The sequence below is a fragment of the Rhodospirillales bacterium genome (assembly GCA_016712595.1).
In the GTDB taxonomy this organism is placed as follows: domain Bacteria; phylum Pseudomonadota; class Alphaproteobacteria; order Rhodospirillales; family Defluviicoccaceae; genus Defluviicoccus.
In genome coordinates this window covers 125,250-151,142 of record JADJQT010000006.1, presented here as the reverse complement: position 1 = coordinate 151,142, position 25,893 = coordinate 125,250, and the positions used below count along the sequence as shown (strand labels likewise).

Here is a 25,893-nt window from a genome sequence, read left to right as displayed (position 1 = left end):
TGGTCGACTTCTTGGCGATGAACACCAGATCGACGACCGAGACGTTCGGGGTCGGTACGCGGATGGCCGAGCCGTCGAGCTTGCCCTTCAGGTGGGGCAGAACGAGGCCGACGGCCTTGGCGGCGCCGGTCGACGTCGGGATCATCGACAGGGCGGCACCGCGAGCGCGACGCAGGTCCTTGTGCAGCGTATCGACGATGCGCTGGTCGCCCGTGTAGGAGTGGATCGTGGTCATGTAGCCACGCTCGATACCCAGCGCCTTGTCGAGGATGTACGCTGGCGGGGCGAGGCAGTTGGTCGTGCACGACGCGTTCGAGACGACCTTCTGATCCTGGGTCAGCGTCTTGTGGTTGACGCCGTAGACGACAGTGTTGTCCGCACCCTTCGACGGGGCCGATACCAGAACCTTGGGCGCGCCCGCATCGAGATGCACGGCGGCCTTGTCGCGGTCGCTGAAAATGCCGGTGCACTCGAAGACCATGTCGACGCCGAGGTCTTTCCACGGCAGCTTGGTCGGATCACGCTGCGCCATCACCTGGACCTTGTGGCCGCTGACGGTGATGCTGCTGTCATCGGCGCTGACGTCGCCGGGAAAGGTGCCGTGTACGGAATCGTACTTCAGCAGATGAGCATTGGTTTTGACATCGCCGAGATCGTTGATCGCGACGAATTCGATATCGTTACGGCCTTGCTCCATTGCGGCGCGCAGGACAAGCCGTCCGATACGCCCGAAGCCGTTGATGCCAACCCGAACCGCCATTTATAACCTCCTTGGAGTGAACTTGACGCCCCGCCCGTCGGTGTTTGTTTATTAATGAACTTCCGGACCGGGCCGGCAAGCCAGCCGCACATCCCCCGGATTCTGGCAAGGGAGGCGTCATTGTTGGTCTCGGCGGCACAATCGTCGGATCGAAAGGCCTCGTCAACGGCTTTTTCGACCGCCAACGGCGTTGACGGACCGGAAAACCGGCCCCTATTTTCCGTCGGCGGCAAAGCTCGGCGGAGCGGAGGATCGGGTGAGCGAACAAGCGGTTTTTGGTGACGGCCTGCGCGGCGGCCTCGACCGGCTGTCACGGGCGGTCGACCGGCTGGAAGGCGCGATCGCCGAGCGCGAGCGCGCCGCCGGCAACGACGCCGCACGGATGCGATCGTTACAGGCGGAGGCCGCCGCCATGCGTGCCATGCAGCGTACCCTCGCCGAGCATCTCGATGCGGCGATCGCGCGGCTCAAGACCGCCATCGGTGAATGACGCTGGCGGATTTGGACGGTGCGGCAGATGTTTAGGACCTGGTTGGATTGAACTCATGGCGCAGGTTTCGCTCACGGTAAACGGCCGTCGCTACGATGTCAGTTGCGATGACGGTCAGGAAGGGCATGTCGAACACCTCGCCGCCGAGGTCGATGCGCGGATTACGCGTCTCGCCGCGAGTGTGGGCGCCGTCGGCGATACCCGGCTGCTGCTGCTGACAAGCCTTCTGCTCGCCGACGAGGTGGGCGAGAAACACAAGGAAATCGCCCGCCTGCGTGGTGCGCGCGAGGGCGCGGGCCCGGGATCGGACGGGCTCGGCGCGACGATCGGTGCTGCGGATGTCGGCGGCGCGCACGAGGCACTTCATCAGATGCTCGGCGGCCTCGCCGAGCGCATCGAAGCTCTGGCCGACCAGCTTTGCGCGATACCGGCGATTGCCGAAGACCCGCAAGCGTCCTAAGTTATTGCGGGCGGTGGCTACGGGGCCCGTCAGGTCCTATCGTCCCTCCGGCCAACCCGTGACCCTGAGGGAGCTGTCCCTGCCGGGCTCGAGAGCTCGGTAAATGGCGCCCACCTGCGTGAGCAGGCCAGAGAGGATCACCCCGACCAACGACCCAGGTGGCGCCGCCCGCTCGTCATCGCCGAACCTAAAATGGAGGCCTTTCTGCCCATCGCGTCCCTGCCCATGGATCAGCAACCGACACCGATCGACGAGCAGAAGCGCCGGCTGCGCAAGCGCATGCGCGCCCTGCGTCTGGTCGCCGATCAGAAAGAGGGTCCGAACGCCGCCCGGCAGGTGACCGGGCACGTGCTCGGTCACCTTGCCGAGCTGGGAATACGGCCGGGCGCCGTCGTCGCCGGTTACTGGCCGATCATCACCGAGCTTGACGTCCGCCCGCTGATGGCAAGGCTCGACGCTGCGGGGATCGTCTGCGCGCTGCCGGCGATCGTGGGGGAATGCGACGTCCTGCGCTTCCGCCGCTGGCGGCCAACCGACGACGTGGAAATCGCCAGCCTCGATACCCGCCAGCCGCCCGCGAGCGCTCCCGAGGTCATTCCCGACGTCCTGCTCGTCCCGCTGCTCGCCGTCGATCGCTCCGGCAATCGGCTGGGACAGGGTAAGGGATGGTACGATCGCACCCTCGCCGCGCTTCGTCGGCAGGGGCGGCCGGTCGCTGTCGGTATCGGTTTCGACGTGCAGGTCATTGCCCATGTTCCCCACGGACCGGGTGACGAAACGATGGATTGGGTCGCGAGCGAACAGGCGATCGAAGCGTCGGCAGTAAAGGCGGCGGCGCCGTCGATCGGGCAGGGCCAGCTATGAGAGTTTTATATTGTGGCGATGTGGTCGGTCGAGCCGGGCGCCAGGTCATCTGCGAGCGGATCGCTCAGGTCCGGCGCCTGCTTGAGCTCGATTTCGTCATCGTCAACGGCGAGAACGCCGCCCACGGATTTGGCATTACAGAAGAAATCTGCCGCGAGTTCTACAGTGCCGGCGTCGACGTCGTTACCACCGGCAATCACGTTTGGGATCGTCGCGAGATCGTCTCCTACATCGATACCGACGACCGGCTGCTGCGGCCGCTGAATTATCCCGAAGGTGCTCCCGGGCTCGGGGTGAACGTCTATGCGGTGCAGGGCGGTGGGCGGGTGATGGTCCTGCAGGTCATGGGCCGCCTGTTCATGGACCCGCTCGACGATCCTTTCGCCGCCGCCGAACGCGCCCTGCTCAATCATCGCCTTGGCCGGTCGGTCGACTGCATCGTCGCCGACATCCACGCCGAGGCGACCAGCGAGAAGATGGCCTTGGGCCATACCCTTGATGGCCGGGTCAGCCTCGTTGTCGGCACCCATAGCCATGTGCCGACGGCAGACGCGCATATCCTCAAGGGGGGCACCGGCTACATGACCGACGTTGGCATGTGCGGCGATTACGATTCCGTCATCGGTATGGAAAAGACCACGGCCACTGCCCGCTTTGTCTCGAAAATGCCTACGGGCCGGCTCGAACCCGCCGACGGCGAGGCGACGTTGTGCGGCGTCTATCTTGAAACGGACGACGACACTGGTCTCGCCCGCCGTATCGCGCCGTTGCGTATCGGTGGCCGGCTGGCCCCGCAATGGCCCACCTGAACGGACTGCCGCGAGCCCGCCCTGGGCGCCGTCCTCACGGGCGAATCCTCGCTCAACCAGCTGTGACTTGTTTTGGCGGTGTGAGACGCTTATCTACTCGCCGGACGGGAGACCGACGTTGGCAATGCCGTCGCCTCTCTGATTGGTAAATTTTTCGGCACTCTTGCGCGATTTCGTCGAGGCTTCAGGGGTGGGGCAAGATCTCGTCACGCGTATGCAACAACGGTTCCGTTGGGTGGCGTGAGGTCGGGTCTGCAACGGAGTGTCCCGATCCGGTGCTGGTTCTGGTCCGCCCCCGGAACGAGAGGCGAGCTTAGCAACGCACGATGGACGCAGGAGAGCTCCCCGGGGGGGTGAGCGGCGGTCGCACCGAGCCAGCGCCGAAGGGAGCTGAGCATCGCGGTGGCCCGCGGTGGATCACGATCTGCGTCATTATCGTGCTTCTGGCGGCGGCAATCGGCGTCGTCATCTTCCTGCGCGCGCAGAAGCCTGCTTCGCCATCCGCCGGTGATCGGGAGAGAGCGGCGGTCTCGGTGGGCGTTGTCACGGCCATCGCCGGCGAGCTCGCCCTGTCGCTCCAGGCGCTGGGGACGGTAACGCCGCTCGCCACCGTCACGGTTCGCACGCGGATCGAAGGCTACCTGACGCGCGTCGCCTTTCGCGAAGGCCAGGAGGTGCGCAAAGGTGACCTGCTCGCCGAGGTCGATCCCCGGCCTTACCAGGCAGCGCTCGATGAAGCACTGGGCCAGCTCGCCAGTGACCGGGCGCTGCTGCGCAATGCCGAGGTCGATCTTGACCGCTACCGCGGACTGGTCGCCGAGGACGCCATCGCCCGCCAGACACTTGATACCCAAGAAGCGCTGGTGCGCCAGTACACCGCGACCCTGCAGGTCAACCAGGCGAAAGTCGACAGCGCCCGCCTCGACGTCGGCTATTGCCGGATCGTCTCGCCGATCGACGGGCGTGTCGGCCTCCGCCAGGTCGATGCCGGCAACTACGTGCGCACGGCTGATACGGACGGCATCGTCGTCGTCACGCAGGTCCGGCCGATCAATGTCGTGTTCACCATTCCCGAGGATTCGCTGCAGGCCGTCCTCACCCGGATGCGGACCGGTGTCGTTCTGCCCATCACCGCCTACGATCGCAGCGGCACGCAGCCGCTCGCCACCGGTGTGCTCGCCACCATCGACAATCAGATCGATTCCACCACCGGAACGGTCAAGCTGAAGGGCGAATTTCCCAACGGCGACGAACGGCTGTTCCCCAACCAGTTCGTCAATGTCCGGCTGCTGCTTGATACCATCCGTGACGCAACGCTGGTTCCGCTCACCGCGGTCCAACGCGGCACGAACGGCGCCTACGTTTATGTCGTCACACCGGACGGCAAGGCGGCGGTGCGCACGGTAACCCTTGGCCCCGACGACGGGGAGAAGGTCCAGATCCTCAAGGGCGTCGCGCCGGGCGAGCGGGTAGTGACCGACGGTGTCGATCGTCTGCGCGACGGCAGCCGCGTCGTCATCCCCGGGTCGGTAACAGGCGACGGGGCAGGGGACCATGCGCCGACCCCCTCGCCGGCGTCCGGTGGCACCGGCGGCTCATGATCGAGCGGTCCGGCGTCGTGGCCGTCCGGCGGCGGTAAGCGATGAACCCGTCGCGCATCTTTATCGAACGGCCGGTGGCGACGACGCTGCTGATGCTGGCGATCCTTTTGGTCGGCATCGTCGCCTACCGGCAGCTTCCGCTATCGGCGCTGCCGGAAGTGGATTATCCGACGATCGAGGTCAAGACCTTCTATCCGGGCGCGAGTCCGGAGGTGATGACGTCGGCGGTCACCGCGCCGCTCGAGCGTCAGTTCGGTCAGATGCCGGGACTGAGCGAGATGACCTCGACCAGTTCGGCCGGCGCCTCGGTGATCACCTTGCAGTTCAGCCTCGAGATCTCGCTCGACGTTGCCGAACAGGAGGTGCAGGCGGCGATCAACGCGGCGGACAATCTTTTGCCGACTGACCTGCCGGCACCGCCAATCTATGCCAAGGTCAATCCCGCCGACGCACCGATCCTCACCCTGGCGGCCACCTCCCGCGTCCTGCCGCTCACCGAGGTTCACGATATTGTCGATACCCGCCTCGTGCAGAAAATCGCCCAGATCCGTGGCGTCGGCCTGGTCGATCTCGGCGGCGGCCAGCGGCCGGCGGTGCGCATCCGTTTCGATCCCCGCCGGCTCGCCGCCTACGGCCTCAATATCGACGACCTGCGCACCACCGTGTCCAATGCCAACGTCAACACACCCAAGGGCAACTTCGACGGACCGGCGCGCTCGTACAGCATCGACGCGAACGATCAGCTGACGAGCGCCCAGCAGTACCTCGCGTTGGTCATTGCCTACCGCGACGGAGCGCCGGTCCATCTCTCGGACGTGGCGGAAGCCGTCGACGGCGCCGAGAATGTCAAGCTCGCGGCATGGATGAACGAGACGCCGGCGGTGATCATCGATGTCCGCCGCCAGCCGGGCGCCAACGTCATCGAGGTGGCGGACGCGATCAAGGCGCTCCTGCCCGAATTGCGCGCCTCGCTGCCGGCGGCGATCGACGTTGCCGTGCTGACCGATCGGACGACGACCATCCGGGCCTCGGTGCGCGACGTGCAGTTCGAACTGGCGTTGGCCGTCGGCCTCGTCGTTCTCGTCATCCTGCTGTTTCTGCGCAGCCTGCGCGCGACGCTGATCCCCAGCTTGTCGGTGCCGCTGTCGCTCATCGGCACCTTCGCCGTGATGGCGCTCGCCGGCTTCAGCTTGAACAACCTGACCTTGATGGCGCTGACGATCGCCACCGGCTTCGTCGTCGACGATGCGATCGTGATGATCGAGAATATCTCGCGTTACCTCGAGAAGGGCGAAACACCCCGGGCAGCGGCGCTGAAGGGCTCGCGGCAGATCGGCTTTACCATCATCTCACTCACCGTCTCGCTGATAGCCGTGCTGATCCCGCTGCTGTTCATGAGCGACGTCATCGGCCGCCTGTTCCGCGAGTTCGCGATTACGCTCGCCGTTACTATCCTGATCTCGGCGGTCGTCTCGCTCACGCTGGTGCCCATGCTGTGCGCGCGGCTGTTGCGCCGGAGAGGACCTGCGGACGGTGCGGACGTTAACGCGGAGCATGCGTCGTCAGGCGACGAGGGCGAGGGGAGGTGGTTCCGCGCCCTCGTCGGCCGCTACGCGCGCATGCTCGACTGGGTGCTCGCCCGGCAACGGGCGACGCTCGCCGTCGCCGTCGCCACGGTGGCGCTCACCGCCGCGCTTTACGTCGTGGTGCCGAAGGGTTTTTTCCCGGTGCAGGACACCGGCCTCATCCTTGCCGTCACCGAAGCTGCGGACTCGATCTCCTATCAGGCGATGGCGGAGCGCCAGAGAGAACTCGCGGCGGCAATTCTCGCCGACCCCGATGTCGTCAGCCTTTCCTCGCTTATCGGTGTCGATGGTACCAACAAGACGCTGAACGCTGGCCGTTTGCTGATCAATCTCGCAGCGCTCGAGAACCGGAAAGCCCGCGCCCCCGAGATCATCCGCCGGCTGCAGGCCCGTGCCGCCGCGGTGCCGGGGATCGCGGTGCACATGCGTCCGGTGCAGGATCTGACGGTTTCCGCCGCGACCAGCAAGACGCAGTATGCGCTCATTCTCGAGGACGCCAATGCCGACGAGCTTGCCGAATGGACCGACCGCCTGACCCAACGGCTCGCCGCGCTTCCGCAACTGGCGAACGTTTCCAGCGACGCGGCGCGCAACGGTCTCGGCGTCGACGTCACCATCGATCGCAGCACGGCGGCGCGCTTCGGCATCAGCCCGGCCACGGTCGACAATGCGCTCTACGATGCCTTCGGACAGCGCATCGTCTCGACGATCTATTCCCAGGCCAATCAGTACCGAGTGATCCTTGAAGCAGCGCCGAGCTTCCAGACCTCGCTCGATGCGCTGAACGCCCTTTACCTGCCGTCGTCGACGCAGAGCACCGGGCAGGTGCCGTTGAGCGCGATCGCCACCTTCCGCGAACGCAAAGCCGCTCTTCAGGTCAGCCATTTCGGCCAGTTCCCGGCGGCGACGATCTCGTTCGACGTCGGCGCCGCAAGCTCGCTCGGCGCGGCGGTGGATGCGATCGAGCGTGAGAGTGCCGCGATCGGCATGCCGGCGAGCGTGATGACTCGCTTCCAGGGGGCGGCGCTCGCCTTTCGCGCCGCGCTCGGCAATCAGCTTTTGCTGATCCTGGCGGCGGTGGTGACGATGTACATCGTTCTCGGCGTGCTCTACGAGAGCTTCATCCACCCTGTCACCATCCTTTCAACCCTGCCGTCGGCCGGGATCGGTGCGCTGCTGGCGCTGATTGTCTCGTCAACGGATCTGGGCGTGATCGGCATTATCGGCATCGTCCTGCTGATCGGCATCGTCAAGAAAAACGCGATCATGATGGTCGACTTCGCGCTCGAGGCCGAGCGCGAGCGCGGCGCGGCGCCGCAGGCCGCCATCCGCGAGGCCTGCCTGCTGCGCTTCCGGCCGATCTTGATGACGACGATGACCGCGCTGCTCGCCGCGCTGCCGCTGATGCTCGGCTCCGGCACCGGCGCGGAGCTGCGCCAGCCGCTCGGCCTTACCATCTTCGGCGGATTGATCGTCAGCCAGATCCTGACGCTGTTTACGACGCCGGTGATCTATCTCGCCTTCGATCGTCTCGCCGTTCGCTTGCGTGGCCGCCCGGCTTCGGCGCGGACGGCCGCGAACGGTATTGCTGGGGACCAGACGTCGCCATGACTCCGTCCGATGTCGCCATCCGCCGGCCGGTGGCGACGACGCTGCTGACCCTGGGCGTGGCGCTGGCCGGGATGCTCGCGTTTTTCCTGCTGCCGGTCTCGCCGTTGCCCGAGGTCGACTTTCCGACGATCTTCGTTCAGGCGAACCTGCCCGGCGCCAGCCCGGAGACGGTGGCGACGAGCGTGGCGACGCCGCTCGAACGCCATCTCGGCCAGATCGCCAACGTGACCGAAATGACCTCGACGAGCACGCTGGGTTCGACGCGGATCATTTTGCAGTTTGGCCTCGACCGCGACATCAACGGCGCCGCGCGCGATGTGCAGGCGGCGATCAACGCCGCTCGCGCCGACCTGCCGGTGAGCCTGCGCAGCAACCCCACCTACCGCAAGGTCAATCCGGCCGACAGCCCGATCCTGGTGTTGTCGCTGACGTCGCCGACACGCAGCCAGGGGCAGATCTACGATGTCGCCGCCGCGGTTTTCGAACAGAAACTCTCGCAGGTGTCCGGCGTCGGCCAGGTCCGCACCGCCGGCAGCTCGCTTCCGGCGGTTCGCGTCGCGCTCAACCCGCACGCTCTGTTCAGCTACGGCATCAGTCTCGAGGACGTGCGCGCGGCGCTTGCGTCCGCCAATGCCAACATGCCGAAGGGCGTGATTGACACGCCGACGCGGCGCTTTCAGGTCTATACCAACGATCAGGCGCGCACCGCCGATGCTTACCGGGATCTGGTGATCGCCTATCGCGACGGGGCGCCGGTACACCTCGCCGACGTTGCCACCGTCACCGACTCGGTCGAGGATTTGCGCAACCAGGGTCTGACCAACGGCAAACCGGCGGTGCTGGTGATCATCTATCGCCAGCCCGGCGCCAATATTCTCGATACCGTCGGGCGCATTCGCGCGGTCCTGCCGCAGATGGAACGCGAGATCCCGCGCGACATCGACATCGCGGTGACCAGCGACCGCACGGGGACGATCCGCGCCTCGCTGCACGCGGTCGAGCTGGCGCTGGTCATCGCCGTGGTCCTCGTCGTCGGCGTCGTGCTGGTGTTCCTGCGCGATCCACGGGCGGCGTTTATCCCCGCCGTCGCCGTACCGGTCTCGCTCATCGGCACCTTCGGGGCGATGTACCTGCTCGGATTCAGTTTGAACACCCTGTCGCTGATGGCTCTGACCGTCGCCACCGGTTTCGTCGTCGACGATGCCGTCGTCGTCCTCGAAAACGTCACGCGCCACCTCGAAGCCGGGATGTCGCGAATGCAGGCGGCGCTGCGTGGCGCGCGCGAGGTGGGATTCACCGTCATCTCGATGAGCCTGTCGCTGATCGCCGTATTTATCCCGATCCTGCTGATGGGTGGGATCGTCGGCCGGCTGTTTCGCGAGTTCGCGATGACGATTTCGATCGCCATCCTGATCTCGCTGGTCATTTCGCTGACGACGACGCCGATGATGTGCGCGTATCTTTTGCGCGCTCGTAGCGGCGCGGCGCCCAATCGCTTCTTCCGCCTCAGCGAGCGGGCGTTCGCCGCCCTGGCGGGTGGTTATGCCCAGACACTCGGCTGGGCGCTGGCGCGGCCGCGGACAGTTCTGCTGGCGCTGCTGGCGGTGATCGGCCTGAACGTCTACCTTTTCGCCATCGTGCCCAAGGGGCTGTTCCCGCAGCAGGATACCGGCCGCGTCTTCGGTGGCATCCGGGCGGATCAGAACATCTCGTTCCAGGCGATGCGCCAAAAGCTCGAGCGTATCATCGCCATCGTCAAGGCCGATCCGGCGGTCGACACCGTCGTCGGTTTCACCGGGGGTTTTCAGACGAATTCGGGCTTTTTGTTCACGTCGCTGCGGCCGCGCAGCGAGCGCGACGTTTCGGCGGACGGCGTCATCGCCCGCCTGCGACCGAAGCTGGCGCAAGTCGCCGGCGCCGGCGTCTTTTTGCAATCGGGCCAGGACATCCGCGCCGGTGGCCGGCCCGGCAACGCCCAATACCAGTACACGCTCGAGGGGGACGATCTCGAGGAACTGCAGAGTTGGGGACCGCGTCTGGCGCAGGCGCTGCGCTCGGTGCCCGAGGTCAAGGACGTTGATTCCGACCAGCAGGACGGCGGCTTGCAGGCGTACATCGACATCGACCGGGCGACGGCCTCGCGCTTCGGTCTGACCGTGGGTCAGATCGACAATACGCTTTACGACGCGTTCGGACAGCGTCAGGTCTCGACCATCTATAATCCCATGAACCAGTACCACGTCGTCATGGAGGTGGCGGCGCCCTACCGGCAGACACCCGATGCGCTCCATACGATCTACGTCGCGACCAGTGGTGGCGCGGTGCGCGGCTCGCGGGCGACCAACGCCGTCAGCGGCACGGTGAGTGTGCCCGACAGCAGCACCAGCACGGAGTCCGACGACGAGTCCGTCCGCAATCAGCGAACGAACCAGATCGGCTCGGCCGGGCGGGGGGTCTCGACCGGCGCGGCGGTGAGCACTGCGGCGACGACGATGATCCCGCTTGCCGTATTTGCCCGGTTCCTGAATGACAACGGGCCGCTCGCGGTCAACCACGAAGGCCACTTCGTCGCCACGACGCTGTCGTTCAACGTGCCGGAGGGCGTGGCGCTCGGCATCGCGGTGGCGGCGATCGAGCGGACGATGCGCGAGATCGGCATGCCGACGACGATCCGCGGCAGCTTCGCGGGCACGGCCAAGATCTTCCAGAGCTCACTCAACAATCAGCCGATGCTGATCCTTCTGGCGCTGTTCTCCGTCTACATCGTTCTCGGTATCCTCTACGAAAGCTACGTGCACCCGCTGACCATTCTCTCAACCCTGCCGTCGGCGGGGCTGGGGGCGCTGCTGGCCTTGCTCGTGTGCCACACCGAGTTCAGCCTGATCGCGCTGGTCGGCGTCATTCTGCTCATCGGCATCGTCAAGAAGAACGCCATCATGATGATCGACTTCGCCCTCGACGCCGAGCGCACCCGGGGATTGCGTCCGCGCGCCGCCATCCATGAGGCGTGCCTGCTGCGCTTCCGGCCGATCATGATGACGACCGCGGCGGCTCTGCTCGGCGCCCTGCCGCTGGCGCTCGATGTCGGCGAGGGCGGAGAGTTGCGCCAACCGCTCGGCATCGCCATCGTCGGCGGCTTGCTCGTCAGCCAGTTGCTGACTCTCTACACCACGCCCGTCGTCTACCTGTCGCTCGACCGGCTGCGCACGCGGTGGCGGCACGCGACAAACGGCCCGTCGAAAGGCGCGTCAGCAGCAATTTCGCCGGCGGGTTCAGGCTCGGCGGGGGCAAACGAATGAGCATGCGTCTTCGCATTCCGGCGGCGCTGACCACGCTCGCCACGCTCTGCGCTTGTGCCGTCGGCCCGGATTACCAGCGGCCGCCGGCATCGGTACCGGCGAGTTTCAAGGAATTGGACGGATGGAAACCGGCGGAGCCGGTCGACGCCACGCCGCGCGGCGCGTGGTGGACGGTGTTCGATGATCCGCTGCTCGATTCATTCGTCGGTCGCGTCAATGTGTCCAATCAGACACTGGCGGCGTCCGAGGCGGCGTTCCGGCAGGCGCGCGCGGTCGTCCAGCAGGCACGGGCGGGGCTCTATCCCTCGATCTCGCTCGATACGTCCGTTACCCGCAGCAAATCGGGAACCAGCAGGTCCAACAGCGGTTCGACCGGCTTTTCGTCCGGGGGATCGTCCGGCGCCCAGACGTCGTATCAGCCGTCACTCGCGGCGACCTGGGATCTCGATGTCTGGGGCAAGATCCGCCGGACGATCGAGAGCGATGAGGCGGACGCGCAGGCGAGCGCAGCCGACCTTGCTGCGGCGACGCTCTCGGCGCAGGCCGAGCTGGTCAGCGACTACTACCTGCTGCGCGCTGCCGACGAGCAAATTCGTATCTTCGACGAGGCCGCGGCTGCTTACGAACGCTCGCTGGCGATCACCGAGAGCCAGTACCACTGGGGTATCGCCACCCGCGCCGACGTGGCGCTGGCGCAAACCCAGCTCGAAAGCACGCGCGCGCAGGCCATCGGCGCCGGCGTACAGCGGGCGCAGTATGAGCACGCGATCGCCATTTTGATGGGAGTGCCGCCAGCCGAGCTGAGCATTTCACCGGATCACCTGCCCGAGGTGCCGCCGGCGTATCCGGTCACCGTTCCCTCCGCCCTTCTCGAGCGGCGCCCGGACATCGCCGCCGCCGAACGGCGGATGGCCGCAGCCAACGCCCAGATCGGTCTCGCCGAGGCCGCGTACTATCCGGATATTTCCCTGACCGCGTCGTTCGGTTACGCCTCGACGGCGCTGCGCACGCTGCTCGGCTCGTCGAACGAGCTGTGGTCGGCGGGGTTGACGGCGACACAGTTGCTCTTCGACGCCGGCTCGCGCAGCGCCGTGGTCGAGCAGGCACGCGCTGGCTGGGACGCGGCGTTGGCCAACTACCGGCAGACGACGTTGCAGAGTTTCCAGCAGGTCGAGGACCAGCTCGCAGCGCTGCGCATCCTCGATCAGCAGGCAGTGGCGCAGGCGCATGCGGTCACGGCGGCGCGGGATGCGGAGCGGATCGAGCTCAACCAGTACAAGGCCGGCACGGTCGATTATACCAGCGTCGTCACCGCACAGCAGACGGCGCTGAGCAACGAGCAGACGGCCCTCGATATTCGCAGCAGCCGCTTCACCGCCACCGTCTCGCTGATCCAGGCGCTGGGTGGCGGCTGGTCCGCGCAGGCGCTACCGGAGCAGATCGGATCGGTCTGGCCGCGCGCCTACTGACGCCGCGGTCCGGCGAGACTATCGAGACTATAGCGGCAGGCCCATCCGCACATTGCCCCACAGGTCGTTATCAAGGAGGATCGGCGCGGCGATCTCCTTGAGCATGACGATACCGTCCGATCCCATGTCGCGGCGATAGATCTGCACGAGGAAAGGGCGTCGGTTTGCGGCGGAAAGGATTGCCGTCGTGTCGTTGAACAGGCGCCGGTTGCGGCAGTTCTTGTTGTTCCAGTTGGGATCGCCGGGACGCTGCGGCTGAGAATACTTGCGGTTGTGGGTGGGCGCATAGCCGTTGCGGTCGACGGCGATGCAGAAAACCACGTGCCTGTCGGACTCGACGACCGGCTCGGTGATCCCCGGCAGGAGTTCGTCGGCAAGGGTGGTGAAGGGCGCGAGGAACTGCTTTGGGTCGGTGTCCGGGATCAGCGCATAGTCCGTGCTGAACAGGGCCGTGCGATCGATTCGCCGTCCGTGCAGGGCGGCATCGAGCGCCTTAGCGATCTGCGCGGCAACGCCCTGGCAGCGCTCGATGTAGGGCTTATCCTTCTTTCGAGCTGCCTCGATGAGGGTGCCTACCGCCTGTTTCTGTTCGGTGGACAAATCATTGAACTTGAGATGAAGGCCGACTTCGGAGGTTTTCATGACCGTCGCGGAAAACGCCCCGACGCCGTCCAGCTCGAGCGAGATGTGCGCACCTTCGACAATGCCGTCGTATGCGCCCAAAATCAGCGCGCCAGAGCGGCTGAGGTTGGCGGTCGTGGTCGAAGAGCGCTTGCCCGCCAAGTCGAGCGAGCAGGCGACGCCGAGCGGATAGCGTTCCTCCTCGCGTCGGTTTCCCGCTTGCGATGTTCTGAGGATCGTCGACAGGCGGCGCTGGAAATCCTCGATGTTGTTCTTGACCAGGATCGAGCTCTGGCGCACCTGCTCGGCCGTTTCCCCGGTTTCGCGCGACGAACTCAGCACTTCCTGCGCGTTATCACCGACCATTCGCACCTGCGACGACGCGGAGGCCGCGCTCTGGCTGATTTCGGACGTCGCCTCCTGTTGCTGGTTGGTCGACTGGGCGATTTCATCGGCGAGAGCGTTGATCGAGCCGATGTCCTCGGTCACGCGTTGCACCATGGCGATGGCTTCGTGCATCGCGGTGCGAATGCCGTTCGACTGAGTGCGGATGGCCGAGATCGCTTCTTCGGTCTGACGCGCGAGGCTCTTGACCTCGGCGGCGACGACGGCAAAGCCCTTTCCGGCCTCGCCTGTTCGCGCCGCCTCGATCGTTGCGTTGAGTGCCAGCAATTTGGTTTGTGCAGCGATCTGCTCGACGAGCGTGACCACTTCATTGATCCGCCCGACCGAGTGGGTGAGCTCGCGGACGGTCTCGTTGGCGGCTTCCGCCTGGGATACGGCCGCGCGCGTCAGGCGTTGCTGTTCATTGACCTGGTGGGCGATCTGACGCGACGAGGCGTCCATCTCCTCGGTCGCGCCCGCCACCGACTGGACGTTGCCGATCGCCGTGCCGGTCGAGGTATCTACGATCGCCGCCGTCTCGTGCAGGTGGCGCGAGATCGTCGTCAGGCGCTCGGCGCCCTCCGTCATGCGTCCGGCCTGCTCGGACATGGCGGTGACCGTGGTTTGGACCTCGTTCTCAAGCACGTTCGATAGCGCCAGCATTTCTTCCTTGAGTCGCCCGGATTCAGCGTTCTTCACGTAAGCGGCGACCGACATGTCCATATCGAGGAAGGCCGCGCGCAGGATCGCCTCGACGGTCTGGCGCACCTTGGCGTCTTGCGCCTTCGCGGGGAGGACCGAAATCAGAAGGTGCTCGAGCATGAAGCAGTAGGCGCCCATGTACCATCGCGGCTCGAGACCGATTTTTTCGTGAACGCGTCCAACGGTGAGGGTCCGCTCGAAATAGGCCGGATCGAACTGGCCCGAAAACAGGTGTTTCCAATGGGAGGTCTGCGCCGCCTTCAATTGCGCGATTTTTTCGGAGCCGGCGAGCAGCGGTTTGAGCGCCGGCCATTTCTGCAGATGCTCGTAAAGCGCATCTGTCACCGCCGGTAAGTCCTTGAGCAGCTTCGGCTGAATTTGATTTAGGGTCTTGCGCGCCGCCGTATCGAGGCGGAGGAAAGCAAGCCGCTCGTCGTTGGGAGAATCGGTTTGCGATGCGACAAGGGGTGCGTCCATAGTAAATAACCTGTAGGGGGTAATAACCCCACATTAGGGTATTTATTGTGAAAAGGAAATGCTGCGTCGTCCGTCGCGCCGCCGCGCGCGACGGCCTAGCGCAGAGCGGCGTCGGCGCGCGGAGGGTCCTCCGCGGTCAATATGGCGCGACAGGCGGGCGGCAGATCGTCGAGCGACAGCGGTTTCGGCGGCGGACCCGGCGGTTTGGGCGCCCGCGCTTCGGCTGAAAACCACCAGTCGAGGCTCGCATCGCATCCGTCACCGGGTGGAATAGGCTCAGTCGGAATACAAGAATCGTCCAAAGCGGGGCAGACCAGACGAACGTGAAAATGGTCGTCATGGCCCCACCATGGTCGGATGCGATGGAGCCAGGCGCGATCGGCGGCGGGAGTCGACGTGCAGAGCGCGCGCTTGATCGCGGGGTTGACGAAGATGCGATCGACGGCGGGATCGACGGCGGCGGCATGCAGCATCGTCTCGTGCCAGTTCGTCCACACCACAGGATCGAGGTGCTCGCCATCCGCCGCGAGCACCGAGACCGCCGGCAGGCTCTCGCGCTCGCTCGGCGAGAGCGGCGCCGCTGGTGCCGGCTCGAACCAGATATCGACGTCGAGGCCAAACTGATGGCTGCGGTGACCGTTCGGCATCGGCCCGCCACGCGGCATCGACAGATCGCCGACGAGAAGGCCGCTGTCCTGCCGCGCGGCTTCGCCAGCGAGACGTTCGATAAAGCCGATTAGGTCGGTGTGGCCCCAGAACCGGTTGCGTGACGGGCGCATCACCTGCCAGCCGGGTCCGTCGAGTGAAAGGCGCTGTCCGCCGTCGAGGCAGCCGCGGGCGGGGCTGCCGATCGCCTGTGGCGCCGCCGCGGTCGGTGTCAGCGCCTGGGGCCAATCGCCCGCCGGGGCGCTTGCCGGGTCCACGAAGGTGAGAAGCCCCGTGGCGGCGAGCACGGCCGGCAGCGTCATGCCGGAGCGAATCATCCGCCCAACCGTGCTTCCGGCGCGAAAGCGTGATCCGCGCCCCTCGCTTTTACCGGCCTCGGCGGCGGGTCTCATGCGTGCTCGGAGAACAGATCGCGGACCTTGCACACGAGGTCCATCACCCGGCGATTGGGAGGTGGGGCGAGGGTGCCTTTCAGGAAATCCCGCGCCGCCTTTGCGGCGCTTCGCTCGCGGGTGAAGCGCACCTCGACGCCGCGCTTGCGCATGCGGTTGACGAACCCCTGGCCGGCGAAGCGGGTTATCAGCACCGGGAATTCGTCGAGCGGATGGGGGCCGTCCGCCTTGAACGTGTGGATCACCTGCGTTGGCGGGAGCTCGAGTTGACCGGATGGCATCGGCTTGTTGGCGCCCATGCCGCGCTCGCCCTCGAACCAGACCCACTTGCGCGCCCGTCCCGCGTGGCCAGATACAGTACGGCCATCCTGGCTGCACACGACGATCTTCACCTTGTCCTCCTTCCGGCGGCCGGCGTTCGCCTTTGCCTGTCGATCTTGCTCACAGTGCGACAGCAATTTTCGCGCCACAAGCGCGCGACTCGATCGAGCGTGTCGCAATCTCCTGCGTTTCCGTCGTCCCGGTCGTTGGCCCGCGCCCGCCGTGGGTTTGTGCCGAAAATTCAGGCTGGGGGCCGTTTCCTCGCCGCCGCGCCCGGTTCAGTTGGGCGAAGCGGGCGCGATGTGATAGGACGGTTGGTAGATTTTCGCCCGCAACAGATCAGACGTTCAGCACACGCTCATGGCCGGCCATTCTCAGTTCAAGAACATCATGTATCGCAAGGGCGCGCAGGACGCGAAGCGCGCCAAGGTTTTCACCAAGCTCATTCGGGAACTTACCGTTTCGGCGCGCAGCGGACTAGCCGATCCAGCGGCCAATCCGCGGCTGCGCTCGGCGGTGATCGCGGCGCGCACGGCGAACATGTCGAAAGACACGATCGAGCGGGCGATCAAGCGCGGTTCCGGCAGTGAGGGCGGCGATCAATACGAAGAGGTGCGCTACGAGGGCTTCGGTCCGGGCGGCGTTGCCCTGATTGTCGAAGCGTTGACCGACAATCGCAACCGCACCGCAAGCGAGGTGCGCACGGCGTTCGGCAAGCACGGTGGTACCCTCGGCGAAAGTGGTAGCGTCAGCTTCATGTTCGAACGGGTAGGCCTGGTGCAGTACCCGGCATTGAGCGCCGACGCCGAGGCGATGTTCGAGGCGGCCCTCGAGGCCGGCGCCGACGACGTGCAGTCTTCCGAGGGCGGGCACGAGGTTTTCTGTGCGCCGGACGACCTCAACCTCGTTCGCGACGCGCTCGAGCAGCGATTCGGCGCCGCCGATGCCGCGCGCCTCGACTGGCGGCCGCGGACCTCGATTCCGGTGAGCGAAGAGGATGCCGAGATCCTGTTCAAGCTCCTCGGCGCGCTCGACGACAGCGACGACGTGCAGCGGGTTGCCGCCAATTTTGATGTGGCCGACGATGTGCTCGAACGGCTTGGCCGCTGAAGGCTGAGGCGTGCGCCTGCTGGGTCTCGATCCGGGTTTGGGTGCCACGGGCTGGGGGGTGATCGATTACGACCATGGCCGGCTGGTGCACGTCGCCTGCGGCGTGGTCAAAACGGATGCCAGCCGCTCGCTGGCGGATCGCCTCGTGCAGTTGGCCGACGGGCTGGAGGCGGTGATTGTGGGCTGGCGGCCAGAGGAAGCGGCGGTCGAGGAAACGTTTGTCAACCGCAACGCCGTCTCGACCTTGCGTCTTGGCCAGGCACGGGGAATCGCCCTGCTGGTGCCCGCGCGCGCCGGCCTGCCGGTGAGCGAATATCTGCCGAATTTGGTGAAGAAGACGGTGGTGGGAACCGGTCACGCGGCCAAGGAGCAGGTGCAGATGATGGTGGCGAGGCTGCTGCCCGGCGCACGGCTGACAAGTGCCGATGCCGCGGACGCGCTTGCCGTCGCCATCTGCCACGCCCACCATCGCGGCCGGTCGGCCCTGATCGCGGCTGCGCGCTCGTGATCGCCAAGATCACCGGCCGTGTCGATACCGTCGCCGACGGCTCGGCGGTGATCGATGTCGGCGGAATCGGTTATCTCGTCTTCTGTTCGGCGCGGACCTTGCGGCGGCTGGCGGAGGGCACGGAAGCGGCGCTGCTGATCGATACCCACGTGCGCGAGGACGGGATCAACCTCTATGGGTTCGTCGATTCTCTCGAACGGGCGTGGTTTCGCTTGCTGATCACCGTCCAGGGCGTCGGACCGAAGGCGGCGCTGGCAATTCTGAGCGTGGCGGCGCCGGCGGATCTGGCGTTCGCCATCGCTGCCGGGGACCGGGCGGTGCTGACCCAGGCGTCCGGCATCGGCGCCCGGCTCGCCCAGCGCATCGCCACCGAGCTGAAGGACAAGGCGGCGGCGATGACACTGCCGGCGGGCATGGGCTCGCTGGTAGGCGCGGTTTCGATCGCCGCCACGACGGACGGAGCAGGATCGGTGGGCGCGGCGGCGGACGCGGTCTCGGCGCTGGTCAATCTCGGGTTTCGTCCCGTCGAGGCGCACACCGCCGTGGCTACGGCTGCGGGCCGCCTTGGCGAGGGCGCCGCTCTTGATGCGCTGATCCGCGCCGGGCTTGCCGATCTCGCCAAACGCGAGCCCGGACCGTGAGCCGAAACGAAGCCGACGACGCCGGACGGCCGCTGATCGCGGGGACCCGGCAGGTCGAAGATGGCACCGAAACCGGCCTGCGCCCGGCCTCGCTCGGCGATTTCGTCGGCCAGAAGGCGGTTTGCCGCAACCTGCGCGTGTTTGTCGAAGCGGCGCGCGGGCGTGGCGAGCCGCTCGATCACGTCCTGCTGCACGGACCGCCCGGTCTCGGCAAGACGACCTTGGCCCAGATCGTCGCTCATGAACTCGGTGTCGGCTTTCGTGCGACGTCCGGTCCGGTCATCGCCAAGCCGGGTGATCTCGCGGCGATTCTCACCAATCTCGAGCCGCGCGACGTCCTGTTCATCGACGAAATCCATCGGTTATCGCCGGTCGTCGAGGAAATCCTCTATCCGGCGATGGAGGACGGCAAGCTCGACCTGATGATCGGCGAAGGACCGGCGGCGCGCACGATCCGCATCGATCTGCCGCCGTTTACCCTGGTTGCGGCGACGACGCGGGCCGGCCTGATCACCACGCCGCTGCGCGAGCGTTTCGGCATTCCGCTGCGCCTCGACTTCTACGACGTCGACGAGCTCGAGCACATCGTCCGGCGCGGCGGGGCGTTGTTGCGCATGGCCATGACCGCGGACGGCGCCCGTGAGATTGCTGCGCGCGCGCGCGGCACGCCGCGGGTGGCGATCCGCCTGCTGCGCCGGGTGCGCGACTTCGCCAGCGTCGGCGGCGTGCGCGAGGTTGACCGCACCGCCGCCGACGCGGCGTTGAACCGTCTTGACGTCGATGGGCGCGGACTCGACGCTATCGATCGCCGCTACCTGCGTTGTATCGCCGACTTCTATCGCGGTGGTCCGGTGGGGGTGGAGACGCTGGCGGCGGCACTGGCCGAGGAGCGCGATACCATCGAGGACGTCATTGAGCCCTTCTTGATCCAGCAGGGCTTGTTGCAGCGCACGCCGCGTGGGCGGATGCTGGCGGATCTCGCTTACGCCCATCTCGGCTTGGTGCGCCCGGTCGGCTTCGCGCCGGCGCAGTTCACGCTGAGGATCGATGATGACGCCTGAGCCGTCGACGGGAATCGTTTCAGGGGAGGTTCACCTCTTCCCGATTCGTGTCTATTTCGAGGATACCGACGCTGGCGGGGTCGTCTATCACGCCAACTACCTGCAATTTGCCGAGCGGGCGCGCACCGAGATGCTTCGCAGTATCGGGTTTGCACAATCGCGGCTGGCGGCACAGACCGGGGTGTTTTTCGTCATGCGCCGTTGCGTTGCTGATTTTCTTGTACCGGCGCGGCTTGACGACCATCTTGTCGTCGCGAGCCGCTTGGTTGCGCTGCGTGGCGCGTCGCTCGATCTTGATCAAACGGTCATGCGTGACGGCTTGGAGCTTGCGCGATTTGCGGTCAAGCTCGCCTGCATGTCTCAGGCGGGCCGCGCCGTGCGGATGCCCTCGGCGGTCCGGGCGGCGTTCGCGGCGATCTCGGGAAACTTCTGGTCGGACGATGGAAAATAACGTGGTTGATGCGGTGGCGCTGGGCGGCACGGCTGCGGCGCATGGGCTTTCCCCGTGGACGCTGTTCATGAACGCCGACTGGGTGGTCAAGTTCGTCATGGTCGCCCTGCTGTTCGCCTCGGTCTGGTGTTGGGCGATCATCTTCGAGAAGAGTTTCAGCCTGCGGCGTCTGAACGCGCGCGCCGACCGGTTCGAGCAGGCATTCTGGTCGGGAAGCGCCGTTGATGATCTCTACGACCGGATTGGCGGGCATCCACCCGACCCGATGTCGGCGGTTTTCGTCGCCGCGATGCGGGAATGGCGGCGGACGGCCGCCAAGCACCAAGGGGATTCCATCCCCGCGGAGACGCTCGGCCAGCGGATCGAGCGGGTGATGCAGCTCACCGCCTCGCGCGAACTCGACCGCATCGAGCGCTACATGACGTTTCTTGCCTCGACCGGCTCGACCGCGCCGTTCATCGGCCTGTTCGGAACCGTGTGGGGCATCATGAACAGCTTCCAGGCGATCGGCGCGACGAAGAACACCAGCCTTGCCGTCGTCGCTCCCGGTATCGCCGAGGCGCTCTTTGCCACGGCGCTCGGTCTGCTCGCCGCGATCCCGGCGGTGCTTGCCTACAACAAGCTGTCGCGTGATCTCGATCGTTATGCCGGGCGGCTGAACGGCTTTGCCGGCGAGTTCCTGGCGATTCTCGCTCGCCAGATCGACGATCGGCGCTGAGCGTGGGCGCTACGACGCGCGAGCGCGGCGGCGGGCGCTTCGGACGCCGCCAGACCCGGCCGATGTGCGACATTAACGTCACGCCGATGGTCGACGTGATGCTGGTGCTCTTGGTTATCTTCATGATCACCGCCCCGTTACTGACTGCCGGGGTTCAGGTCGACCTGCCGAAGACGTCTGCGGCGGAAATCCGCGGACAGGACGAACCGGTCGCGGTGACGATCGACGCTCGCGGCCGGATTTACATTCAAGAAACCGAGGTCACGCTCGATTCGCTGGCGCCACGGCTGACGGCGGTGACCCAGAACAACCGCGATGTCCGGGTTTTCGTGCGTGGCGATCAGGCGATCCCATATGGACAGGTAATGGCGGTCATCGGCGCGGTTCACACCGCAGGCTTCACCAAGGTCGCGCTGCTGTCGCAGCCCGCCGATGCGTCGCCAGCGAGCCGGTCCCGAGAATCGAAAGCGCGCGGACAACCCTGACCGATCATGCGTCGCCCTTTTGCCGGTTCTGTCGTCCTTCATCTGATCGTCCTGTTGGTGGCCCTTTTCGGCCTGCCGGCAAAAGCGCCGCCGCCGCCGCCGGAAGACGAGCCGATCGTTGTCGAGTTCGCTCCGGTCTCTACTCAGGCCAATCCGCCGGCGGCGGCACAGATCGTGCCGCAAACACAGGCGCAAAGGCCGGTGCCGCCGGCGGCGGCGAAACCGCAGCCACCGCAGCCCAAGGCCGAGGTCGCGGAGCAGCCCGAGCCGCGTCCGGAAGCCGCGCCGGCGCGCTCGGCCGAATCGCGATCGTTACCTAAGCCGGAGACCAAAGCCGAGGCGAAGGTCGAACCGAAACCCGAGGCCAAGCCGCGCCCGAAGGCGGAAGCGGCGGCCGCCAAGCCGGAGCCGAAGGCGGAACCGCGGCCGGAACCGAAGGCCGAGCCCAAATCTGAGCCCAAGCCTGAAGCCAAGCCGCAGGTGAAAGCCGAGCGGAAAACCGAGGCGAAGCCGGAGGCAAAACCAGAGGCGAAGCCGGAACCGAAGCCCGAAGCAAAGCCGGAAGCGAAGCCTGTCGCGAAAGCCGAGGCGAGGCCGGAAGCAAAGCCAGATATCAAACCGAAGACGGCACCGGCACCGGTTGAAGAGAAGCCAAAGCCAGCACCGGCGAAGGTCGCGCAGGCGCAACCCAAGGCCGCGGCGGCCAAGCCGAAAGCCGAGGAGGCAGAGCCTGCCAGCGATTTTACGTCCGTGCTGAAGACCGTCGACGAGATCAAGCGGCAGAGCGGCAAAACGGTCGACAAGCCGGCGAAACCCACGCCTCCGCTGTCGAAAACGGCGGCCAACGATGGTGAGCCGGCCTTTACCTCGCAGGTGGCGCAGGCGCTGAAGAGCACATCTCCGGCGCAGAACAAGTCGTCGCTGCCGGTGACCTCAAGCGAGATCGATGCTGTCCGTCGGCAGATCGGCCAGTGCTGGAACCTGCCGGCGGGGGCCAAGGATGCGGAGAACCTTGTCGTCTCGATCCGAGTCGAGATGAACCCGGATGGCACGCCGCGCACGGCCGTGGTCGAGAACGCGGGACAGGGAAGGGGCAGCCCGTTTTATCAGGCGGCGGCGGACAGCGCGCGGCGTGCGGTCTTGAACCCGCGCTGCCAGCCGTTCAAATTGCCGCCTGAGAAATACGACCACTGGAAAACCATGACGCTGATCTTCAATCCGAAGGAGATGTTCGGAACATGATGCGGGCTTGGATGGTTACCGGCGGGCTCCGCCTCGTCGCCCTTGCGCTCGTGCTGCTGGTGTTGGCCTTGCGGCCGGCGGCGGCGGACCTGCGCATCGACATTACGCGCGGCGTCGTCGAGCCACTGCCGATCGCCATCGTACCGTTCGATGGTACCAGTCCGGACACGCAGCAGGTCGGCAGTGATATCAGCTCGGTGATCTCCGCCGATCTCGACCGCTCGGGGCTGTTCCGCCCGATTGATCCAAAGGCGTTCATTCAAACGCAGATCTCGATGGACTCGCTTCCGCGCTTCGGCGACTGGCGCGTGCTGAACGCGCCGGCTTTGGTCTATGGCCGCGTGACCCGGGCCGACGACGGCCGCCTGAAGGTCGAGTTTCGCTTATGGGATGTGTTCGCGGAGCAGCAGCAGGCAGGGCTGGCGTATTTCACCGCGCCGGCGAACTGGCGGCGGATCGCCCATATCATCGCCGACGCCATCTACAAGCGCATCACCGGCGAGGATGGTTACTTCGATACGCGCATCGTCTATGTCGCCGAAAGCGGTCCGCTCACCAAGCGGATCAAGCGGCTGGCGATCATGGACCAGGACGGCGCCAATCATCGTTATCTCACCGATGGCTCGACACTCGTCTTAACCCCGCGATTCTCGCCATCGCTGCAGGAGATCACCTATCTCGCCTACGGCAAGGACACGCCACGGGTTTACATCCGTGACATCGATACCAACCGCCAGGAGGCTGTCGGCGACTTCCCCGGAATGTCGTTTTCACCGCGATTCTCTCCCGATGGCGAACGGCTCGTGCTCAGTTTGGTCAAGGACGGCAACTCGGAAATCTACACCGTCGATCTGCGCACGCGCGCCAGTCGGCGCCTGACCAACAATGCCGGGATCGATACCTCGCCCTCCTACGCGCCGGACGGCCGCCAGATCGCCTTCAATTCGGATCGTGGCGGCTCGCAACAGCTCTATGTCATGGACGCGGACGGTGGCAACGTCCGGCGAATCAGCCATGGCCAGGGACGCTATTTCACGCCGGTCTGGTCCCCGCGCGGCGATTTGATCGCCTTTACCAAAATTCTCGGTGGCAAGTTTTCGATTGGCGTGATGAACCCCGATGGCAGTGGCGAGCGCACGCTGGCCGAAGGCTTTCATGTCGAGGGGCCGACCTGGGCGCCAAACGGCCGGGTGCTGATGTATTTTCGCCAGGAACCCACCGAGAGTTCTGGGGTTGGCGGCCGGTCTCGTTTGTATTCGATTGACTTGACGGGCCGGAACGAGCGCGAAATTCCAACGCCAACCGATGCGTCCGATCCGGCATGGTCGCCGCTTCACCCCTAACGCCGGTTTCCGCGCTTGCGGGTACCGGTTTCGGCGGAGCTTGCAGGGCGCGCGCGCGCGTTGCAGTGTTCATCGGTCGTTTCGCCACGCGGGACGAAGTCGGCACACGCGCGGCAGGGCGCGTTGGCGTGTGGCTGGTTTGACGCGCAGGAGGACAGCAAGGTGATGTTGAAGAGATTGTTGGCGTTGTCGATGATCGTGCTGGTCGTCGCCGCCTGTGAAACGACGCCGGAAGACACCAGCGCCACCGGCGCCAGCGCCAGCGGCGGGGGGAGCGGGACGACGGGCACGTCGGGAATTCCGTCTTCCGGCGGTTATACGACATCCGGTCTTTCTGGAACGGGAGGGCAGCGGGGCATACCGGGCGATCCCGCCGAGGTCGAGCGCCAGATCGCCTCCACGGGGGATACGGTCTATTTCGCCTTCGACAGCTATTCGCTGGATTCGTCAGCCCAGCAGGCCCTCGACCGTCAGGCGGCGTTGCTGCTCAAGTACACTGGGATCACGGTGACGATCGAAGGACACACGGACGAGCGCGGCACGCGGGAGTATAACATCGCTCTGGGCGATCGCCGGGCGACGGCTGTGAGGGACTATCTCGTGGCGTACGGCATTGATGCGGCGAGCATTCGGACGATTTCGTACGGCGAGGAGCGGCCGGCGGTGCTCGGATCGAGCGAAGCGGCTTGGGCGAAGAACCGGCGCGGGGTGACCGTCGTGACTGGCGGCGCGCCCTCAAGTTGACGCGATGCACCAATTGTGCAGCCGCTCGCGATCCGGCGAGCGGCAGGGGGTGGGACCGCGTGCCCGGCCGGATGCAATAATGCCGGGCGTGGGCGTGAAGGACGGGCATGAACATCGGGACTGAAGACGTGAACTCTGCCAGAACGGGACAAGACGGGGGCCGCAGTCTTGATCGGCGGGCGCGTCTGGCCATGATCGCCGGCACCGCTCTGAGTGTTGTGGCAGCATTGGCGGCGGCGCCGGAACCGGTGCGCGCGCAGGGATCCGAGCCACGGTTGCTGATTCCGGCTCCCGGCGATATTGCGCCGCGGTCTTCTGGCGTTTCGCCGATGGCGCCTTCCGGGCCAGCACCGGTCGGTCAGTCGGCAGGAAGTCAGGCGGTAAGTCCGGTATCGCCGGTGGCACCGCCGGCGACCGCGCGGCTGGACGTGCGCATGACCCAACTCGAGCAAGACATGCGCTCACTGACCGGCCGGCTCGAAGAGGTGACCTATCAGTTACGCAAGCTCGATGAACGATTGAGCAAGTTCGCTTCCGATACCGAGTTCCGGTTCAGCCAGCTCCAACCGGCCGAGGCGGATACCGCCAAGGGCGGCGGGACACCCGTGGCCGCGCCATCGGCTCCGCCGGCAGGTGCGGCCACCTCGTCCAGCGAGACACGCACGCCGGCGCCCGCAAGCGCGCCCAGGTCGCCGCGCGAGCAATATGCGCAGGCGTTCACGCTGATGCAGAACCGAAACTATCCGGATGCGGCGGCCGGATTCAGTGCGTTTCTGAGCGCCAATCCCGACGATCCCCTGGCCGACAACGCCCGCTATTGGCTGGGCGAAACCTATTACGCTCGTGGAGACTACGCCAAAGCCGCGGAAACCTTTCTCGATGGCTACGAGAAGAACAAGACAAGCGCGAAGGCACCGGACACGCTGCTCAAACTGGGAATGTCCCTGGCCGGTCTCGACAAGCCGAAGGAGGCTTGCGCCAGTTTCCGCGAGTTGAAACGGGCCTTCCCCAATGCCTCCGATGCCGTCAAGCAGCGGGCCGAGCAAGAAAGCAAGCGAATCAACTGCACCTGAGCGTA

At 65.9% G+C, this 25,893-nt stretch carries 23 protein-coding genes; 19 read left to right on the top strand and 4 right to left on the bottom strand.

The annotated features are described in order from the left end of the window. Positions 1-760: aldehyde dehydrogenase (locus tag IPK66_18495; protein ID MBK8177168.1), on the bottom strand; the 760-nt coding region annotated here is incomplete at its 3' end. A gap of 256 nt (positions 761-1,016) precedes the next feature. Between IPK66_18495 and IPK66_18490 the strand changes: the two genes are divergently transcribed. From IPK66_18490 to IPK66_18455, 8 genes are all read left to right on the top strand, one after another. Beyond that, the gene (locus IPK66_18490) at positions 1,017-1,250 is read left to right on the top strand and encodes a DUF4164 family protein (GenBank protein MBK8177167.1); all 234 of its coding nucleotides are present in this window, start codon (positions 1,017-1,019) and stop codon (positions 1,248-1,250) included. Between the two features lie 55 nt (positions 1,251-1,305). Continuing rightward, a complete protein-coding gene (locus IPK66_18485) occupies positions 1,306-1,710 on the top strand; it encodes a cell division protein ZapA (protein MBK8177166.1) in 405 nt (134 codons plus the stop codon). A 192-nt stretch (positions 1,711-1,902) separates the two neighbouring features. Next, on the top strand, positions 1,903-2,574 hold the full coding sequence (locus tag IPK66_18480) for a 5-formyltetrahydrofolate cyclo-ligase (GenBank protein ID MBK8177165.1): 672 nt from the start codon (positions 1,903-1,905) through the stop codon (positions 2,572-2,574). Further along, on the top strand, positions 2,571-3,383 hold the full coding sequence (locus tag IPK66_18475) for a YmdB family metallophosphoesterase (protein MBK8177164.1): 813 nt from the start codon (positions 2,571-2,573) through the stop codon (positions 3,381-3,383). The genes IPK66_18480 and IPK66_18475 overlap by 4 nt, the downstream gene beginning before the upstream one ends. Before the next feature lie 326 nt (positions 3,384-3,709). Further along, positions 3,710-4,984, top strand: coding sequence for an MdtA/MuxA family multidrug efflux RND transporter periplasmic adaptor subunit (locus IPK66_18470; GenBank protein ID MBK8177163.1), 1,275 nt, complete (start codon positions 3,710-3,712; stop codon positions 4,982-4,984). 41 nt (positions 4,985-5,025) lie between these two features. Further along, on the top strand, positions 5,026-8,181 hold the full coding sequence (locus tag IPK66_18465; protein MBK8177162.1) for a multidrug efflux RND transporter permease subunit: 3,156 nt from the start codon (positions 5,026-5,028) through the stop codon (positions 8,179-8,181). Continuing rightward, on the top strand, positions 8,178-11,480 hold the full coding sequence (locus IPK66_18460) for an efflux RND transporter permease subunit (protein MBK8177161.1): 3,303 nt from the start codon (positions 8,178-8,180) through the stop codon (positions 11,478-11,480). The genes IPK66_18465 and IPK66_18460 overlap by 4 nt, the downstream gene beginning before the upstream one ends. Further along, on the top strand, positions 11,477-12,949 hold the full coding sequence (locus IPK66_18455; GenBank protein ID MBK8177160.1) for an efflux transporter outer membrane subunit: 1,473 nt from the start codon (positions 11,477-11,479) through the stop codon (positions 12,947-12,949). The genes IPK66_18460 and IPK66_18455 overlap by 4 nt, the downstream gene beginning before the upstream one ends. Positions 12,950-12,976: 27 nt before the next feature. Here the strand turns inward: IPK66_18455 and IPK66_18450 are convergent, their stop codons facing one another. The 3 genes from IPK66_18450 to IPK66_18440 form a co-directional block, all read right to left on the bottom strand. Further along, entirely contained in the window at positions 12,977-15,133 is a 2,157-nt protein-coding gene (locus tag IPK66_18450) for a PilZ domain-containing protein (protein ID MBK8177159.1), read from the bottom strand. Between the two features lie 95 nt (positions 15,134-15,228). Next, positions 15,229-16,191 (bottom strand): penicillin-insensitive murein endopeptidase, encoded by a 963-nt coding sequence (gene mepA, locus IPK66_18445; GenBank protein MBK8177158.1) that lies wholly within the window; start codon positions 16,189-16,191, stop codon positions 15,229-15,231. Beyond that, positions 16,188-16,583: a hypothetical protein gene (locus IPK66_18440; protein ID MBK8177157.1), complete on the bottom strand. Its 396-nt coding sequence runs from the start codon at positions 16,581-16,583 to the stop codon at positions 16,188-16,190. Before IPK66_18440 ends, mepA begins: the two co-directional genes overlap by 4 nt. Before the next feature lie 289 nt (positions 16,584-16,872). On the opposite strand from IPK66_18440, the gene IPK66_18435 reads away from it, so the two are divergent. From IPK66_18435 to ybgF, 11 genes are all read left to right on the top strand, one after another. Next, positions 16,873-17,622: a YebC/PmpR family DNA-binding transcriptional regulator gene (locus tag IPK66_18435; GenBank protein MBK8177156.1), complete on the top strand. Its 750-nt coding sequence runs from the start codon at positions 16,873-16,875 to the stop codon at positions 17,620-17,622. Positions 17,623-17,632: 10 nt separating this feature from the next. Continuing rightward, a complete protein-coding gene (gene ruvC / locus IPK66_18430; protein MBK8177155.1) occupies positions 17,633-18,130 on the top strand; it encodes a crossover junction endodeoxyribonuclease RuvC in 498 nt (165 codons plus the stop codon). Continuing rightward, positions 18,127-18,771: a Holliday junction branch migration protein RuvA gene (gene ruvA / locus IPK66_18425; protein ID MBK8177154.1), complete on the top strand. Its 645-nt coding sequence runs from the start codon at positions 18,127-18,129 to the stop codon at positions 18,769-18,771. The genes ruvC and ruvA overlap by 4 nt, the downstream gene beginning before the upstream one ends. Next, positions 18,768-19,832, top strand: a complete 1,065-nt coding sequence (gene ruvB, locus IPK66_18420; protein ID MBK8177153.1) for a Holliday junction branch migration DNA helicase RuvB — start codon at positions 18,768-18,770, stop codon at positions 19,830-19,832. The genes ruvA and ruvB overlap by 4 nt, the downstream gene beginning before the upstream one ends. After that, entirely contained in the window at positions 19,819-20,283 is a 465-nt protein-coding gene (gene ybgC / locus IPK66_18415) for a tol-pal system-associated acyl-CoA thioesterase (GenBank protein ID MBK8177152.1), read from the top strand. Before ruvB ends, ybgC begins: the two co-directional genes overlap by 14 nt. After that, a complete protein-coding gene (gene tolQ, locus IPK66_18410) occupies positions 20,273-21,001 on the top strand; it encodes a protein TolQ (protein ID MBK8177151.1) in 729 nt (242 codons plus the stop codon). The genes ybgC and tolQ overlap by 11 nt, the downstream gene beginning before the upstream one ends. A gap of 62 nt (positions 21,002-21,063) precedes the next feature. Then, positions 21,064-21,486 (top strand): protein TolR, encoded by a 423-nt coding sequence (gene tolR / locus IPK66_18405; protein ID MBK8177150.1) that lies wholly within the window; start codon positions 21,064-21,066, stop codon positions 21,484-21,486. A gap of 6 nt (positions 21,487-21,492) precedes the next feature. Then, positions 21,493-22,728 (top strand): cell envelope integrity protein TolA, encoded by a 1,236-nt coding sequence (gene tolA, locus IPK66_18400; GenBank protein ID MBK8177149.1) that lies wholly within the window; start codon positions 21,493-21,495, stop codon positions 22,726-22,728. After that, complete coding sequence (tolB, locus tag IPK66_18395; GenBank protein MBK8177148.1) at positions 22,725-24,071, top strand: Tol-Pal system protein TolB; 1,347 nt, start codon at positions 22,725-22,727, stop codon at positions 24,069-24,071. Before tolA ends, tolB begins: the two co-directional genes overlap by 4 nt. A 165-nt stretch (positions 24,072-24,236) precedes the next feature. After that, positions 24,237-24,815 carry a peptidoglycan-associated lipoprotein Pal gene (gene pal / locus IPK66_18390; GenBank protein ID MBK8177147.1) on the top strand — a complete coding sequence of 193 codons (579 nt, stop codon included), beginning with the start codon at positions 24,237-24,239 and terminating at the stop codon, positions 24,813-24,815. Positions 24,816-25,213: 398 nt separating this feature from the next. Beyond that, a complete protein-coding gene (gene ybgF, locus IPK66_18385) occupies positions 25,214-25,888 on the top strand; it encodes a tol-pal system protein YbgF (protein MBK8177146.1) in 675 nt (224 codons plus the stop codon). Positions 25,889-25,893: the final 5 nt, after the last annotated feature.

Coding starts and splice junctions, on each gene's coding strand:
- tolQ (MBK8177151.1), top strand. CDS start 20,273: ATGGAAAATAACGTGGTTGATGCGGTGGCGCTGGGCGGCACGGCTGCG.
- IPK66_18450 (MBK8177159.1), bottom strand. CDS start 15,133: ATGGACGCACCCCTTGTCGCATCGCAAACCGATTCTCCCAACGACGAG.
- pal (MBK8177147.1), top strand. CDS start 24,237: ATGTTGAAGAGATTGTTGGCGTTGTCGATGATCGTGCTGGTCGTCGCC.
- tolR (MBK8177150.1), top strand. CDS start 21,064: ATGTGCGACATTAACGTCACGCCGATGGTCGACGTGATGCTGGTGCTC.
- IPK66_18470 (MBK8177163.1), top strand. CDS start 3,710: ATGGACGCAGGAGAGCTCCCCGGGGGGGTGAGCGGCGGTCGCACCGAG.
- IPK66_18480 (MBK8177165.1), top strand. CDS start 1,903: ATGGAGGCCTTTCTGCCCATCGCGTCCCTGCCCATGGATCAGCAACCG.
- IPK66_18435 (MBK8177156.1), top strand. CDS start 16,873: ATGGCCGGCCATTCTCAGTTCAAGAACATCATGTATCGCAAGGGCGCG.
- ybgC (MBK8177152.1), top strand. CDS start 19,819: ATGATGACGCCTGAGCCGTCGACGGGAATCGTTTCAGGGGAGGTTCAC.
- IPK66_18485 (MBK8177166.1), top strand. CDS start 1,306: ATGGCGCAGGTTTCGCTCACGGTAAACGGCCGTCGCTACGATGTCAGT.
- tolB (MBK8177148.1), top strand. CDS start 22,725: ATGATGCGGGCTTGGATGGTTACCGGCGGGCTCCGCCTCGTCGCCCTT.
- IPK66_18460 (MBK8177161.1), top strand. CDS start 8,178: ATGACTCCGTCCGATGTCGCCATCCGCCGGCCGGTGGCGACGACGCTG.
- IPK66_18475 (MBK8177164.1), top strand. CDS start 2,571: ATGAGAGTTTTATATTGTGGCGATGTGGTCGGTCGAGCCGGGCGCCAG.
- tolA (MBK8177149.1), top strand. CDS start 21,493: ATGCGTCGCCCTTTTGCCGGTTCTGTCGTCCTTCATCTGATCGTCCTG.
- IPK66_18455 (MBK8177160.1), top strand. CDS start 11,477: ATGAGCATGCGTCTTCGCATTCCGGCGGCGCTGACCACGCTCGCCACG.
- mepA (MBK8177158.1), bottom strand. CDS start 16,191: ATGAGACCCGCCGCCGAGGCCGGTAAAAGCGAGGGGCGCGGATCACGC.
- IPK66_18465 (MBK8177162.1), top strand. CDS start 5,026: ATGAACCCGTCGCGCATCTTTATCGAACGGCCGGTGGCGACGACGCTG.